The sequence below is a fragment of the Nocardia arthritidis genome (genome assembly GCF_011801145.1).
Taxonomy (GTDB): domain Bacteria; phylum Actinomycetota; class Actinomycetes; order Mycobacteriales; family Mycobacteriaceae; genus Nocardia; species Nocardia arthritidis_A.
Map to the genome: position 1 here is coordinate 5509846 of NZ_CP046172.1, position 15041 is coordinate 5524886.

Genomic DNA, 15041 nt, shown 5'->3' on the forward strand with positions numbered 1-15041 from the left:
TTAGGGCTTGATGTGCGGTCGAGGGAAAGACCGGGTCGCGATAGGCTCAGAACCGATCGTTATCAATCGACCGGGAGGGCATGTGGCGCCGGATACGGTGAGCCTGCGGTACTTCCTGGTACTGGCGCAGGAGTTGAACTTCACCCGCGCGGCCGCACGGATCGGTATCGCTCAACCCGCACTCAGCGCCCGGATCCGCCGATTGGAGGCGGAACTCGGTACGAGCCTGCTGGTCCGCAACACGCGCAGCGTCGAATTGACCACGACCGGTGCGGCTTTGGCGGAGTCCGCGCCGCCCGCGCTGGCGGCGCTGGACCGAGCATGGGACACCGCCCGGAACGCGGCGGCCGGTGAACTGGGCACGCTGCGCATCGGATACAGCCTCAGCACCGGGGCCGAGACCGCACCGGCCCTGGTGGACAGACTCATTCGCAGCACCCCGGGACTCGAGATCAGCGCGGTCCCGATGGCGACACCGGAAATCTCCCCCGCGGTCGCCGACGGCCGCATCGACGCCGGGATCACCCGCGGTGCACAGCCGGGCCGTGGCGTGCGCCGGTACCTGCTGCGGCGTCAGCGCGTCGGAGTCCAACTGGCACAACACCATCCGCTGGCCGAACACCCGGAGATCGAGATCGCCGACGCGGCCGCGTACCCGCTGCGACTCCCCCACCGTACGGCCAACCCCGTGATCCACGATCAGCTGTCCGCACTGTTCCGCGACACCCGGCCATACCCCCGATTCCACACGCCCGCAGTCTCTTTCGACATGTCTCAGCGCGACCTACGCGACGGGCTCACCCTCGCCCCCGCCGGAGAAGCCGCGGCCACGACAACAACGGCCGGTCTCACCTGGCGACCGCTGCGGGGCGCGCCCGGCCTGACGATCCACCTGGTCCTCCCACGCGAGCAGTCGCCACTACACCGCCGCATCCGGGCCGTCGCCAAAACCCTGGCACACGAGCAGCATTGGCTGCCGGACTGACGCGCAAGAGGTCACGCGAGACGGACGTCTACGGTGGCGAGGCCGAAAACCTTGCGCCCCAGCGGACTTCGCGGTTGACGACGACGGTCTTGCCGAATGTCCGACACGACCTCGCTACGCCGGCGGATCAGCATCCGATGATGGCCCCTTGCACCAGCACTCTTGCGGTCACTGACCGCCGTCACCAGCCCCGCGCCGAATGCACCGACATACCGCTGCGCGCGTGTTGGTCAACCGTTCATATCGGTTGGGCGACATGGTCTTCCAACGCACGCACATGCCGATGAGCGAATGCTCAACAGAAGTCGGTACTGCTCGACCGAATGGTAGCGACGGCCCCGGTGGCGTGAAGCAGGCGCGCCAGAGCCTCCATCTCGACGAGAGTCCCTCGAAGCCCAACAGACAGGAGCTCATCGGCCATGGTGCGCGCCTGCGACAGCGTCAGCGACCGGACTTGACGGAGGGTGCGCATCACAGCCACCGGCTCGACACTCCCGGCGCCGAGTTCGAGCACGCTAGGACCGTTGACGTCCAGTATCGCCGCACGAATACTCGCCGGTGTCGGCCCGGAACCGCACTCGTACCACTCACTTTCACATTTTCGACAGGTTCCGTGGAGATTCCACTCGTGCCATCCACCCGTCAGGACCTCGGCCACGGCAGCGTCGGCCGACGATCCGCACTCGATGCAATCCCTTGTGTACAGCGCAGATTCGAGCACAGTATCCATGAGCCGAACCTAGATTCGGAACCGATGCGACGCCAACCTGTCGTTTGCCCCAGGACTGGGGAGGAGTTCCCCAGCTCATCGAGGTGCTCAACCACCACCGATGATGGGACGATTCGGGCGCTGGAAGTAATTCCGTTGGGCCGGAGGGGTTTTCGAGGCCCAATAATACGCGCTTCTCCTCATGAAGCTAGCAAGGGGGTTCTCTGTGATATCCAGTAAGCAGCACGAAAGATCCGTTCGGCGGCGTACCCGTGTCGTGCGAGCCGCGGCCGTTCTCGCAACGATCACCACACTCGCACTCAGCCCTGCCACCGTGTCCGCGCGCCCTGCCGATCCTCCCTATCCGATCGGTGGGGCGATCAAGGTCGAATACGACGAGACCGGCGGATTCGACTTCTTCGGCAACGCGACCAACCCCGAGTCCGACGCCGCCCGCGGCGGACGCTGGCAGGCATTCGAGAAGAACAGCTCCATCTACTGGCACCCCTCGGTGACCAACGGCCACGCCCACCAGATCGGCGGTAGAATCCGGGACAAATGGGGTGAACTCGGCTGGGAGAACGGAACTTTGAAGTACCCCACCACCAGAGAACAACCGACCCGCAAGCCGGGCCGGTTCAACGAGTTCGAGGGTGGGTCGATCTACTACTCCAGCGCAACCGACGCGCACAACATCTGGGGCCTGATCCGCGACAAGTGGGCCTCACTCGATTGGGAGAACGGTCGACTCGGATTCCCGACCAGCGATGAGTTCGGCACCCGCGACAACGGCGCGGGTCAGCATATGGAAGGTGGCGAGCTGTATTACTCGCCGTCCGGCGGTGTACACCCCGTGTGGGGCGCTATCCGTGACCAGTGGGTCAACGCGGGATACGAGAACGGGAAATACGGGTACCCGATCAGCGACGAAGTCGACGGCGGAGACTACAACAACAAAAAGTACGAGGGCAAGTGCCAGTACTTCGAACACGACGTCATCACCTGGAATTTCACGAGGGGGCTCTACGACAAATTGAATTCGTCGGTCTACGTCGGCCCGGCGGGAACTCAGCTGGGACTGTTCAACCGCTCCAAATACGTCGCTGAGGTCCAGAACGCAGTCGATCAGTGGAACTCGAAGGGCAAGGTGAAAGTCGTGATGCCCGGCGTCGAGAACCCGGTATTGCAGGTGGTGGACGTGAATATTACCGACGCCGATTTCGTCGGACAGTACGTTCCCGGCTCTCAGATCAGGCTCAATTCGCACTTCATGGACGATCCATACTACGTCGGTGCCCGCGACCGCAATGTTGTCTTGCACGAGATGGGGCATGCCCTGAGCCTGAACCACAGTTGCACATACAACATCATGGACGCCGTGGTCTCCGAGCAACAGGAATTCGGTCTTCTCGATAACAGCTCCTACCAAGCGATGTGGGGATGACGATGCATCCGAATGTCAAATCCGTATACACGCGGGGTTTACTGACGATCGTCGCCTCGACGGTCGCGGCGGCCATGGCAGGCTGCGGGGCGACCGCGATTCCGGAACCGAAACCAGGGAAGGCCGTCCATGTCGATTCGGATTTGGCCGTCGATCCCCGCGATCACGAAGCGGTCGCTGGCTGGGCCGACGCCATCTTCGTTGGAACGGTCGAGAAATACCTGCAAACCCAGGGCCGGGACCCTGAAATGCCGGAGACCCAGTTCCGGGTGTCGGTGGTGGACGAACTCAAAGGCGACCTGCCCACCAAAGTCGTGGTCAACCAATTCGGCGGCACGAAGACGGGCAGCAACGACATCATCATCGTCAATAATTCACCGATCCTTGACGCCAACAAGACGTACCTGTTCATTGCACGCTACTACGCCGAGAAGAAATGGCTGACCATAGCGACTGGATTCGGAGCTCTCGAACTCACCGGTGCCGATGCCGACGCGGCAAAACGAGCAGACAACAATCCGGCCAACCGGGACGCTGAACCGGAACCGGTTAAAAACATGCGTGACGCTATCGCGCACGAAAAACCATTCAGCGATCAAGCTACCCGACCGAAACTGCCCGACGCCGCCAGCCTGCCCTCCGACGTGCCCGGTATCCCGACCCCACCGGAAACCACAAGCCGACCGCCAACCCCCACGAGCAGTGGACAACCGCATCCGTCTACGACCAGCTCTAGCAGCGCAAACTCGCCGACTCCAACCTCCTGATACCGCCCAGGAGCTGCCGGCATGAGCACCGGCGAAAAGCCGCCAAGCGGGATGGGCGAACGCTACCGGCGCACCGATGCCCATGCTCTTAACGGAACACTCGACACGCCGCCAGCCAGCGCATGAACGACAGGCCGATGCTGTAGCGGGATCCGGGCCCTCCTGCCATGGAGAATGCCGATCCAAGTCGGCCCCGGCAAATCCGATCATCGGAACGCCGGGGCCGACTTCCATACACGGCGGTCTTGTACACGAGACTTCGGGCATACACCGCGCGGGCGAGTTCGAATATCGACACTCGCGTTACCGTCCGGAACAGCGGCCATGCGATAACCGTGTTTGTTCGAGGTCATTGTTCATTTCATTGTCAATTACAGATGTCTCGACGGAAAGCACGATCCGGGTCGACAACACCGCGTAGCCCGCAAAAGTGGTTGCGCCACAACTGAATGAGGGTAAACAGGTTGTTTGCTGCCGCGTTGATCGAGGTCGAGGGTATCGACGGCTCGCACTGGGTGATCTGTGGGGAGGGCCAGGGCGGGGAGGGCGTCGAGCTGGGCACCAGCCCGACTGGCCTGTATGACACGCCAGTGCAAACCATGTGAGTGTCCTCGGCGTTCCAGATCGGCGCTACCTATGCGGGCACGAACCGACTCAAACGCGATGTGACGTTCGGTGTCAACGTGTTCGAAGTGCCTGCCGGTCGCCATCCCACCGATCGGCCCATGTATCTGCTGTGGGTGTGCACCGCCCCCGGGCGGTGGGAGCTACCCGACTTCTCCTGGAAGCGACATCACGCGCATCGCACCGTCGTCCTGCAGCGTCCTGCCGAGGGCTCAACACGAACTCTACTGCCGCGGTGCAGGCGGTTTCCTGCAGTCGTGCGGCATACCCAAAAGATCAACGCGCCGAGATCATCTCGGCCTCAGCAATGTGCGGAAATGCCGCTTCCCGCGCTTTGGTCAACTGTGTCAATACCGGTCGATCGTTGACCCCGCGGTTCCGGTTGCAGTGACCCACCGTGGGAAGGGTCGACTGTGAGCGGAGCGGTTGAGCGTCGGAGTCATCTGTTCGGATCCAGTGGTGAGTCGGCTAGTGACACACTGGGATTCGCACGGGCTTACCACCGGATTGGAGATGTGACATGACTGAGTCGGGTGTTGATCCTGCGGCGGAGCCGGATGACGCGAAGGACGCCGAATTGAAGCCGACCACCAAGCGAGCGACCATAACAAAGGACAGCTTGACCATAGTCGATGGAGGCGGAAACGCCGGGGACGTGGCAGGCGGGTAGCGCTACTCGAGGGCCGGGAGAGTCAGGCCCAGCCTAGTACTTTCGGCTTGCTCGATCGTTGGTCTTGGCCGCGGGAACGCGGCCGAGATCACGGTCTTCGAGTCGGTGGCCGTCGCCTCGAGGGAGATGACCTCGGCATGGTGGACCAGGCGGTCGACTAGCAAATGGACGGTTGGTGGTGGCGCAGTGGTGCGACTACTTCCTCCACGCGAGGGCGTCGGACGCCGAGGCGCTGGCCGCGTTCGGCCCACGAGACGGCCGCGAAGCGTCGTAGCACCGGGCGGGAAGGCACTCCGTGAGCAACATTCAGGGCCGGGCCAAGCAGCGACACGACGACACCAACCGCCCGCTCGCCATGCGACGCCTCGAGTCTCGAGTAGCCGCTGGTCGGGCGATCGGCGGAGCGAGATCGACTGCGGCGCAAGGCATCCGGACCTGCCGCTGACAGCGTTGCTCTCAGTCGGCGTCGGTCACGTAGAAGAACGCATTCGGTCTACGAATTTCGCGCGGCATGTCTTCGTCCAGCCAATCCTGCTCGACACCACCGTCGAGCTGCCCGACCCCAACGCCCACAATCACACGCCACGTCCGTGGCTGAAGCTTGCCGATTACCCGGCAGGGAAGGCTGTAGGGCACGTAGGACAGGTGGACTGTATAGCGCATGGTCATCAAGTCTCTCTCGCGTGCAAATCCCTGCGCAAAATTCGGTTGTCAGGGATCGCCGCGCGGCCGAGGATGACCAGCGATGAGCAGGAGTTGGAGAACCGATCCCTATGAGATCCGGGCGGCTCGCAGGACCCGTCACTCGGTGCCGATCCGGGTCACGGCCCCGCGGCCCGGACATGTCCATTCGGCGGCTCCCAGTGACATCCGGCGGTTGCTGGCGGAGCTCGGTCCTGTCGGAACCTACGGCGTGCGCCGGATCGAATTGCGCCAGCAGGAATTCGACTACGGCCAGGGGTGACTTTTCGGCCAGACCCGCTATCCCGGCGGCCACGAACGCACCATAATCAGCCGCTGATCGCTCGTTCGATCGGCTTCGCCACGAGACGCTCGCCGAAACGATCAGAGCTATCCACGCCGCCTCACGCGGTGCGCCGAATCCATGCCGAGATGATCATCGGGAGTGGCATCGACAACGACGCCACTCCAGCCTCGGCTGGCTCACACCATCGGAGTTCGAGAAGACGAACCAGCCCGCATCACGACGTGCGACGTCAGCGAGTTGTGTACGGCTTCAGGCGAATTGCGCGCCGTGGCCGACAGACCAGTTCTCCTTCGCGGAATCAAGAATATTGATGAAGATGTCTTCTGGCCGGACGCCCGGGTTGTCGCCGAGCAGCTCGGCGATCCGCCGAAACAACGCACTCTTCTGCGCACCTGTGCGTGTGTTGAAAACGGTGATCTGGATGTACACGAGATCGTGACTGCGGTCCACGCCAAATGCGTTGCCGTAGCGAAAGTTTGCGGCGTCGTGTTCGGTGATGGTCATGAACTGATCGCCCTCGGGAACGTCGAGCGTTTCGCGCATCGCCCGGTAGATCGCGTCGAAAATTGCCTGGCGGTAGCCTTCGGGCTTCCCGGCACGCAGCGAAATGTGAACGAGGGGCATGTCGAATCCTTTCGCATTCGGTCGACCACTCCGGTAACGACGTCCGACACCTGGCCCACCTGCCCCGCAACATGGGGCGAACCATTTTTGACACCGTGATAAGAACACGTTCTTGACATGCTGTCAAGTACTCTCGTGGCTGGAGACTGCCCATCGCCGATCGGGGAAGAAGCGTTGAGACCACGAGAATTCGACCACGACGAAGTCCTGCGCATCGCGTTCGATCAGTTCTGGCGCAAGGGCGTGCGAGGCACTTCCCTCGCAGACATCGCGCGCGACGCAGGCGTCCAGCGCGGCAGCCTCTACAACGCCTACGGCAGTAAGGAGGCGCTGTTTCTCGTCGCCTACGAGCGCTATGCGAACAAGTATCTGGACACGCTGCGGAACGTGCTGAGCACGGGGACGCTGCGCGAGCGTCTCGTTGCATTTTTCGACGCGACGATCAAGAACTTTCGTTCCGGCTCCCCGCCTCGCGGGTGTCCGACCACGCGCGGCCTCATGGAGTTGGCGCCCGGCGAGGGCGAGGGCCTGGGAGAGGACGCGCGCCGTGCCTTCGCCGACCTCATCAGCCGCATCACCGCCCTCGTCGAGGAAGCCTTCGTCGAGGGGCAAAGGCTGGGCGAGTTCGACGGAACACCCGGGACCGCCGCCTTGCACATTGTGACCGTCACGCGCGGATCAGCCGTGCTCGAGCGGGCGTTCGGCGATGAGCCGGAGCTCCGCAGGATCGCCGCATACACGATCGACCTGGTTCTGGGCGAGCAAGGCCGCTGAGCCCACGGTCGCCTGCGCGGTATTCCCGCCTGAGGCCGTGATCGTCGAGGTCAATGTGCGATGGCGTCGATGTGGTCGATCATCGTCGGCCATATGCCACGGGGAAATGCGCCGTGTCCCACCCCCGGCATGATCACGGCTTTCGCGCCGGGGATCGCACGGGCGGTCGCCAAGCCCCCGGCGGGCCGGATCATCGGATCCGCGGAGCCGTGCAGCACCAATGCCGGTATGCGAAGTTCCCGCAGCGCCCGGGTCCGGTTCGGGGCGGCCAACATTGCCGCCTGCTGACGCAATTTGCCTGCCGGATCGTAGGCGCGCTGGTAACTGAGCTCGCCGACGTGCTGTAGCCATTTCACGTCCAGCGGATAGTTCTCGGCCGAAGTGCCGATAAGTTCGTACATCGCCACCAGCTGCCGTCCCGCCTCCTGCGGCGAACCGACAGGCTGCTGCAGCAGGCCTGCGACCTTCATGCTGGTTCTGATCGTCGCGCGGCCGATCCGTGCCGACGGCGAGGACATGATCGAGGTCAAAGAGCGTACGCGCTGGGGGTATTCGATCGCCATGGTCTGGGCGATCATGCCACCCAGCGAGCCACCGGCGAGATGTGCTGTGTCCCAGCCCATATCGTCGAGCACCGCGACCGCGTCGCCGGCCATGTCCGCCAGCGAGTACCGGGCCGCGCGCCGGGGGCGCACGACCATATCGAGCACCCGAGGCTCTCCGAGCTGGGGCAGGTGGGTCGAGAGCCCGACATCACGGTTGTCCATGCGGACCACCTGAAATCCCTTGTCTACCAAGGCATGACAGAAATCGTCGTGCCATAGCAGCATCTGCATACCCACGCCCATGAGCAGCAGCAAGGGGCGGCCGCCGTCCGGGCCCAGTACCTCGTAGGCCAGTGCGATGTCACCGTTGTGCGCGGTGCGGATGGTTGCCGGTTGGGTCATGGTGACTCCTTCGCGAGTTCGACTCGCCCACTCTAACCCAGATTGTTCTCATGTGAACAGTTCTTTTGAGAACACCGCATATGCTGGGATCCATGCCAGAGCCCTCCGACTTCTACAGCGAGTTCGGTTACTACATCCACCAGGTCGTCGCGTTGATCGACAAGCGTGGTGACGCGATGTTCCGCCGCGAACTCGGCATCAGCCTGCGGCAGTTCACCCTGCTGCGACTGTTCGAATCCGGAGACGTGCCTTCGCAACAGCTGTTGTCGGACCGGCTGGGGATCGCCAAGAGCGCCGTCAGCAGGCAGATCGATATCGCACGCCGCAACGGCTGGATAGTCGTCGAGGTCTCGCCCCACTCCCGTCGCCAGCACACCTTGACCCTGACCGAGGCCGGCCGGCAGCTATTGTCACGAGCCAAAGCACTGATCGAAACATCCGAACTGGCAGGCTTCGGCGACCTACCGCAGGCTGACGTCGAGGCCACCCTGCGAACGCTGAAATCCTTGCACGGCAAGCTCCTCCAGCAACCGCTTGACCAAGCCACGTGACCGCAGCCGCTCCCCGGACGTATCGCGAATCGCTGCCGATTGTCGGTAGCGCGCGAAAACCACCCACCCGCCCGAAGGCGATGGAGAGCGCCTGGTAGGTCTTGTCCCGGAGCTCGATGGTGATCTGCGGATTCGCCTTGATGTCGTACGCGAGTCATCGCGTGTCCTGGCATCCCGCCGGGCGATCGTTGTGCTGCGAGATCGACTGCGGCGCAGCACGTCCGCACATGCTGATTGCTTTCGAAGTCACTCCGCCACGGGCCGTCGAACTGCGATACTTGTTGTGGGGAATGGGTCCTACCAGCGAAAGTAGCTTCGATGAGTACTGATCCAGCGGCCGACGAGAACGAATCCGTCACCAGCGCCGAACCGGAGACAGACGCTCGGGAGGCCGAGCAGCGGACTCCACCACGAGTGGGTGCTGTTCCAGACTCTGTCGTATTCATTCAGCCCCCTCCTGTCGACTAGGCCGCGCCCTTGCCGCTGGGCGCGTTAGGCGGTCATCCAGAACGTTTGCCTGGCAAAGCTTTCCAGCGCACGCGAAGTGGCCGCTGCGCGGGCGAACCGTTCAGATCGGCTGGGCGACATGGCCTTCCAGCGCATCACCAGTGTGATGGCTCGGACCGTCACCTATGAGGGACGGTCGACATAACCCGGCTCAGTGCAGCAACGCTCGCGCTATCCAGCATCGGGAACGGGAGCGACCGTTACGCCGGTACACGGTGGCGGTGATCCGAGCACCCAGCGAATCGGTGACGTAGAAATACTCTCCGCCGATATCGGTTGCGGCACGGGCGATCTCATCGATCGATCCGTGAAAGTCATATGTTCCCCAGCCGCTCAACGCCATCTCGACCGTGCCGACCGGGTCGAAGTCATGCGACGGTTCGGTGTCGAGTTCCTCCGCTATGTGGCGCATCGCCCCACTCTCAGCCGGACCGAGAACCGCTGTCAAGGCAGTGTGCCGCCGCCGGGTGTGCGCTCGAACACTCGAGTCAGCGACGGAAGGCTGACGCATACCGCCGGCTCGGCACACCCGCAACCTGACCCTGCCGGTAGCAGGAACCGGATGCCTACGCTGCGCGGCCCTCTGGTTACCACCGCGCAACGGATCGAGGCTGATTCGACGATCGAAAACCGAATCAGAAGGGAATCCTGCTGTGCCACTTGCCCTCATCGCACTGATGATCAGCGCTTTCGCCCTCGGCAGCACCGAATTCATCTTGAATGGGCTGCTGCCGGAGGTCTCCCGGGACCTCGATGTCTCCATTTCCACCGCGGGCCTGCTGATCTCCGGCTATGCGCTCGGCGTCGTCGCGGGTGCGTTGCTACTCACCGCAGCCACCATTCGGATGCGCCGCAAAACCGTACTGCTCGGGCTGTTGTCGCTGTTCGTCATCGGGAATACCCTCTGCGCCGTCGCGCCCGGATACGGCCTGCTCATGACCGGGCGAATCGTGTCGGCGCTCACGCACGGCGCGTTCTTCGGCGTCGCGGCCGTGGTGGCCGCCGGGCTGGTCGCACCGGATCGCCGGGCCGGCGCGATCGCCGCGATGTTCACCGGGCTGACCCTGGCCAATGTGCTCGGTGTTCCGGCCGGAACCGTCATCGGCCAGCACCTCGGCTGGCGCATGGTGTTCTGGGGCGTCGCGCTGCTCGGCCTGGTCGGGTTGCTCGGCATCGCCGCGCTGGTGCCGAGCGCGCCCGGCGACCCGGACGCGGGCCTGCGGCGGGAGCTCGCGGTGTTCCGCCGCCCACAGGTGTGGCTGGTACTTGCCATGACCGCGGCCGGAATCAGCGGGCTGTTCATCTCTTTCACCTATATCGCGCCGATGATGACGACGGCCGCCGGCTTCGCGGAATCGTCCATGGCTTGGCTGCTGGTGCTGTACGGGGCCGGACTGGTGGTCGGCAATCTGCTCGGCGGGCGGGTCGCGGACCGGTCGCCGCGGGCGGCGCTGGTGGGCAGCTTGGCCCTGCTGGTCGTGATGCTGCTGGTGTTCACCGCGACGGTGCATGCCGCGATTCCCGCGGCGATCACGCTGGCGCTGCTCGGCGCGGCCGGATTCGGCCTCGTCCCGGTGATGCAGAGTTGGATGCTGCGCTATGCCGAAGGCGCGCCGACCCTGGCCTCGGCCGCCAATATCGCGGCATTCAATACCGGTGCGGCACTTGCGGCGTGGCTCGGCGGACGGGTGATCGACGCCGGATTCGGCTATCCGGCGTTGAACTTGGTCGGTGCGTTGCTCAGCGCGGTGGGACTACTGCTCGCGGCGATCGCGGTCGTCGGTAAGCGGACGTCCCGCGGCGAGCCTGCTGGCCGGGACGATATCCAAGACAGGACTCTCACCGTTTCGAGCAGCTGATCCGGTCGGCCCGGCGAGAAGGTGGGAAACGAGCTGTACGGCGACGCCGCGCAGGACCTCGCTGTGCTGCCCATTCTCCTGGGCGGCCCCAGCGCGGCCGTGGCTCTCCCACCGAATCGTGTGGGTTGCGGCACATCGGGTGAAATCGTGTGGCTCAGCTCACTGAATTCGACTCTGCCGCAACCCTTTTGTCCGCATGCTTCATGGCCTCTTTACACCGCAGCACAAGGGTGAAACTTCGGTCGCACACTCTGGTGAATATGAGGCAACCTCAGGTGTATGCGCTGGCGTGCGAAGTGTGCGGTCGTCTGCCCCATCCCCGGCGCGCCCGGCTCGCCATGGCCAAACTCGGTGCGGTCTTCCCGGTTGAGCTGGCACTGCACGGCTTGGTCATCCGTCTCGAATTGCCCTATCTGGCAGCGGTTTTCGTGCTCGCCGTCGTCACCACCATTCTCATCATCTGGGTGGTCGAGCCCGGGGCTATGCGGTACCTCGCGCGGTGGCTGCACGGGCCGGAGCTGCGACATCGACATCGCCTCGACAGTGCCCAGCGACTGTGGCGCATCCGGGTGCGCCTGGACAACAAGCCCGGCCGCCTCGAACAGCTGGCCAAACAGCTCGGTGACCGGCGCGCGAACATCCTCACCGTCCACGTGCACCATCTGGAGAACGGTGTGCTCGACGAGCTTGTGGTTTCCACCCCGGCCGGACTGCCACCCCAGCGTCTCGACCACGCCATCGCCCGCGCGGGCGGCACGGTCATCGGGATCTGGCCCGCATCGGCCATCACCCTGGTCGACGGTCAGACCCGTGCCCTGGAGTTGGCCGCCCGGGTCGCGACCGACCCTGCCGAACTCCCCTCGCCATCGCGGAACTCCTGGGCGCCCAATACATCCCGGACGCCGATCCGGACCGCACTCCCGGCAGCACCGTTCTGGAGATCACCCCGGACGACAACTCGGCCGGTATGACCTTCATCCGATCGGGCGAACCCTTCACCCCCGCAGAGATCGCCCGCGCCCACCGCCTCACCGACCTTGCCCTGCTCACCACCTACCGCGGCTGACCTCGGGCGCGACCAGAGCGCAGGCCTCGACTGCATCGGCCCAGAACAGACTGGCGAAACGAGCTTCCCGGCCGTGATCAGTCTGTCGACCTCCGCCCGCGACAGACCGCAGCCGGTGGCGATGAATCGCCTTCGGGCTCAGGTCAATTCGGTCCCTGCCAGATTGTCAGGCCGAGCGTCACATAGCCGCTTTCGAACCGGGAATCGCCGTTCAGTATCGATGCCGCGACGACCAGTCCCTTACCGGTGATGCACAGGGTTTGGCGGACATAGTTTCTCGGTTCGACTCTGCTGCCGATGTATTGCCGGGTATTCCGGCAGTCGTCGTAGGTGGGTGTGGTGCCGTTCAGAGTCGCGACGTTCTGTGCGCCGTCCACACCGAGCCCATACGACAGGTTGTTGAGGCTCAATGCCAGTCCGCTGACGAATCTTTCGGCCGCCGGACAGTCCTGGCTGGCGCGCAGTGGTATTCCGGAGCCGTCAGGCACGGTCACGGTGCAGGTCACCCAGGTGGTTCCGGCGGCGGGTCCGGACGGCTTCGGAACGGTCGTCGGTCCCGGCCCGACCGGCGGCGGCCCCGGAACCGTCGACGCCGGGACGACCGGTGAGATGACGGTGGTCTGCGGCGCCGGAGGTTTAGCCTGGTCGTGATTGATGACGGCGACGACGATCGCGCCGACGGCGCCGATCAATGCCGCCACGATGGCACCGACACCGGCTGTGCGCCAATACTTTTCATTATCCGCCACGTGGCGCTCCCCCTGTCCCACCGAGTCGTTCGGCACGATCGTAAAGGATTCGTCCCCGGCGATTAGGCGAATGCGAGACGTGGCTCAACGGCTCCTTTCCGTCGGCAGCAGACCGTCCGGCAGTTCCCGCGTCGAACGCAGGGGCGAAAAGAGCAGTGGCAGTAGGGGAATCACCCCGCCGACGGCGATCACCCAGAGGGTGGTGCGCGCTCCGATGAGCTGACCGAGGACGCCGCCGACGGCCGCGCCCAGCGGCGATATGCCCCAGACCAGAAAGCGCATCGTCGCGTTCATCCGGCCCAGCAAGGTATCCGGCGTGAGCCGCTGCCGGAAGCTGACCTGGGTGATGTTGTAAACCGATGCGCAGAGCCAGATCACCAGATAGGCCGCGGCGGACAACCACAGCAGCCAACCGCGCTGCGCCAGCGGAACGAGCAGCTGAAACGGCGCGGATGCCGCGACCACCACCCAAATCGTCGGCCCCTGCCCGATCAGCTCGGCGATCTTGCGGGCGAATAACGCGCCGATCAGGCTGCCGACCGCGGCGATCGAGAAGAAGGCGCCGATCACGCTGGCCGAGAGCTGCAATACCTGGGCCAACAGCACGGTGAGCATCGCGCTGCGCGCGGCGGACAGAAAATTGTAGGAGGCGGTGGATAGGGCGATGGCGCGCAATATCCGGCTGCCGAAGACGAAACGCAATCCCTCGCGCACCTCGTGGCCGAGATGTGTATTTGTTTTATCCGGCAACTGCTCTCGTTTGCGAATTCGCCCCAGAAAGAGCGCCGAGATCACGAAGCTGACCGCGTCGATGACGATCGCGACCGGCGCGGACAGCGCCTGGATCATCAGCCCGGCCAGCGTCGGTCCGCCGATCTGGCTGACAGCCCGCACCCCTTCCAATCGGGCATTGCCCTCGGCGAGATGTTCGCGGCCGACCAGATGCGGCAGATAACTCTGGTACGCGACGTCGAAGAACACCGTCAGGACGCTGGACAGCAATGCGACGAGATAGAGCTGGCCCATGGTGAGCACGCCGAACAACCACGCCAGCGGAACGGATCCGAGTATCAGCGCCCGCCCGGCGTCGGCGCAGATGAGCACGCGCCGCCGCCGAGACCGATCGACCCATGCGCCCGCGGGCAGGCCGACAACGAGGAAACCCACTGTGCTGCAAGCGGATAGGATCCCGACCGCCAGACTGGACGCGTGCAGCAGCCACACGGCCATCAGCGGCAGCGCGAGCAGACCGACCTGACTGCCGACCTGGCTGACGGTATCGGCGAGGAACAATTGCCGAAAGTCCCACTGCCGCAACAGTCCAGGCGTCCTCACGGCAGCGGCACCGTCGAATCGGCGGCCGCCTCCGCCTCGACGAACTCCGCCAGCCGCGCCACACCGTCGGTGATTTCGGCGGGGGTGAGGTAGCTGAAGGCGAGCCGGATGGTGCGCTCACCGCCACCGCCCGGGTAGAAGTACGACATGGGCGTCCAGATCACGCCGTACCGGTCCGCCGAGCGGGACAGTGCGGCATTGTCGGCCAGGAACGGCACCCGCAGCGACAGGAAGAATCCGCCCTTCGGCTCGTTCCATGCCACGCCCAACCGGGCCGCCCGAGCGGGCGGGAAGTGGGCCCGCAGCATGCCGCCGACCACGATCTGGCTCAGCGACGCGGTGTTGACCGTGATCATGCTCTTCACCTTGGCGAATTACCCCGATGTCCCACGGGCCAGTTTGGCGCGTATACACAGCCGACTGGCCGGTTTCTTGATATTTT

The 15041-nt window shown here is 64.3% G+C and carries 16 protein-coding genes; 8 read left to right on the top strand and 8 right to left on the bottom strand.

Going from position 1 to position 15041, the window contains the following annotated elements; genetic code table 11:
* The first annotated feature begins 82 nt into the window (after nt 1-82).
* On the top strand, nt 83-985 hold the full coding sequence (locus F5544_RS24740; RefSeq protein WP_167475397.1) for a LysR family transcriptional regulator: 903 nt from the start codon (nt 83-85) through the stop codon (nt 983-985).
* A 295-nt stretch (nt 986-1280) separates the two neighbouring features.
* Here F5544_RS24740 and F5544_RS24745 read toward each other — a convergent pair whose 3' ends face one another.
* The gene (locus tag F5544_RS24745; protein WP_167475398.1) at nt 1281-1715 is read right to left on the bottom strand and encodes a hypothetical protein; all 435 of its coding nucleotides are present in this window, start codon (nt 1713-1715) and stop codon (nt 1281-1283) included.
* A 313-nt stretch (nt 1716-2028) separates the two neighbouring features.
* On the opposite strand from F5544_RS24745, the gene F5544_RS24750 reads away from it, so the two are divergent.
* Entirely contained in the window at nt 2029-3138 is a 1110-nt protein-coding gene (locus F5544_RS24750; protein WP_238846642.1) for a hypothetical protein, read from the top strand.
* Complete coding sequence (locus F5544_RS24755) at nt 3135-3905, top strand: hypothetical protein (RefSeq protein ID WP_167475400.1); 771 nt, start codon at nt 3135-3137, stop codon at nt 3903-3905. The genes F5544_RS24750 and F5544_RS24755 overlap by 4 nt, the downstream gene beginning before the upstream one ends.
* Nucleotides 3906-5655: 1750 nt before the next feature.
* Here F5544_RS24755 and F5544_RS24760 read toward each other — a convergent pair.
* Nucleotides 5656-5868, bottom strand: coding sequence for a hypothetical protein (locus F5544_RS24760; RefSeq protein ID WP_167475401.1), 213 nt, complete (start codon nt 5866-5868; stop codon nt 5656-5658).
* Between the two features lie 76 nt (nt 5869-5944).
* On the opposite strand from F5544_RS24760, the gene F5544_RS24765 reads away from it, so the two are divergent.
* Complete coding sequence (locus F5544_RS24765) at nt 5945-6163, top strand: hypothetical protein (RefSeq protein WP_167475402.1); 219 nt, start codon at nt 5945-5947, stop codon at nt 6161-6163.
* Between the two features lie 273 nt (nt 6164-6436).
* Here the strand turns inward: F5544_RS24765 and F5544_RS24770 are convergent, their stop codons facing one another.
* Nucleotides 6437-6811, bottom strand: coding sequence for a tautomerase family protein (locus tag F5544_RS24770; protein ID WP_167475403.1), 375 nt, complete (start codon nt 6809-6811; stop codon nt 6437-6439).
* Nucleotides 6812-6985: 174 nt separating this feature from the next.
* On the opposite strand from F5544_RS24770, the gene F5544_RS24775 reads away from it, so the two are divergent.
* Nucleotides 6986-7585, top strand: a complete 600-nt coding sequence (locus F5544_RS24775) for a TetR/AcrR family transcriptional regulator (RefSeq protein ID WP_167475404.1) — start codon at nt 6986-6988, stop codon at nt 7583-7585.
* A gap of 50 nt (nt 7586-7635) precedes the next feature.
* On the opposite strand, the gene F5544_RS24780 is transcribed toward F5544_RS24775, so the two are convergent.
* The gene (locus F5544_RS24780; protein WP_167475405.1) at nt 7636-8532 is read right to left on the bottom strand and encodes an alpha/beta fold hydrolase; all 897 of its coding nucleotides are present in this window, start codon (nt 8530-8532) and stop codon (nt 7636-7638) included.
* Nucleotides 8533-8624: 92 nt separating this feature from the next.
* Here F5544_RS24780 and F5544_RS24785 point away from each other — a divergent pair, with 92 nt between their 5' ends.
* On the top strand, nt 8625-9083 hold the full coding sequence (locus F5544_RS24785; protein WP_167475406.1) for a MarR family winged helix-turn-helix transcriptional regulator: 459 nt from the start codon (nt 8625-8627) through the stop codon (nt 9081-9083).
* A 658-nt stretch (nt 9084-9741) separates the two neighbouring features.
* Here F5544_RS24785 and F5544_RS24790 read toward each other — a convergent pair.
* On the bottom strand, nt 9742-10002 hold the full coding sequence (locus tag F5544_RS24790; protein WP_167475407.1) for a hypothetical protein: 261 nt from the start codon (nt 10000-10002) through the stop codon (nt 9742-9744).
* Between the two features lie 241 nt (nt 10003-10243).
* Here F5544_RS24790 and F5544_RS24795 point away from each other — a divergent pair, with 241 nt between their 5' ends.
* Nucleotides 10244-11449: an MFS transporter gene (locus tag F5544_RS24795; protein WP_167475408.1), complete on the top strand. Its 1206-nt coding sequence runs from the start codon at nt 10244-10246 to the stop codon at nt 11447-11449.
* Nucleotides 11450-11709: 260 nt separating this feature from the next.
* Nucleotides 11710-12420 carry an amino acid-binding protein gene (locus tag F5544_RS24800; protein ID WP_238846643.1) on the top strand — a complete coding sequence of 237 codons (711 nt, stop codon included), beginning with the start codon at nt 11710-11712 and terminating at the stop codon, nt 12418-12420.
* Between the two features lie 238 nt (nt 12421-12658).
* On the opposite strand, the gene F5544_RS24810 is transcribed toward F5544_RS24800, so the two are convergent.
* The 3 genes from F5544_RS24810 to F5544_RS24820 all read right to left on the bottom strand — a co-directional run bounded on the left by F5544_RS24810 (nt 12659) and on the right by F5544_RS24820 (nt 14955).
* The gene (locus F5544_RS24810) at nt 12659-13264 is read right to left on the bottom strand and encodes a hypothetical protein (RefSeq protein WP_167475409.1); all 606 of its coding nucleotides are present in this window, start codon (nt 13262-13264) and stop codon (nt 12659-12661) included.
* An 84-nt stretch (nt 13265-13348) separates the two neighbouring features.
* Nucleotides 13349-14599, bottom strand: a complete 1251-nt coding sequence (locus tag F5544_RS24815; protein ID WP_203217341.1) for an MFS transporter — start codon at nt 14597-14599, stop codon at nt 13349-13351.
* Nucleotides 14596-14955: a hypothetical protein gene (locus F5544_RS24820; protein ID WP_167475410.1), complete on the bottom strand. Its 360-nt coding sequence runs from the start codon at nt 14953-14955 to the stop codon at nt 14596-14598. The genes F5544_RS24815 and F5544_RS24820 overlap by 4 nt, the downstream gene beginning before the upstream one ends.
* Nucleotides 14956-15041 lie beyond the last annotated feature (86 nt).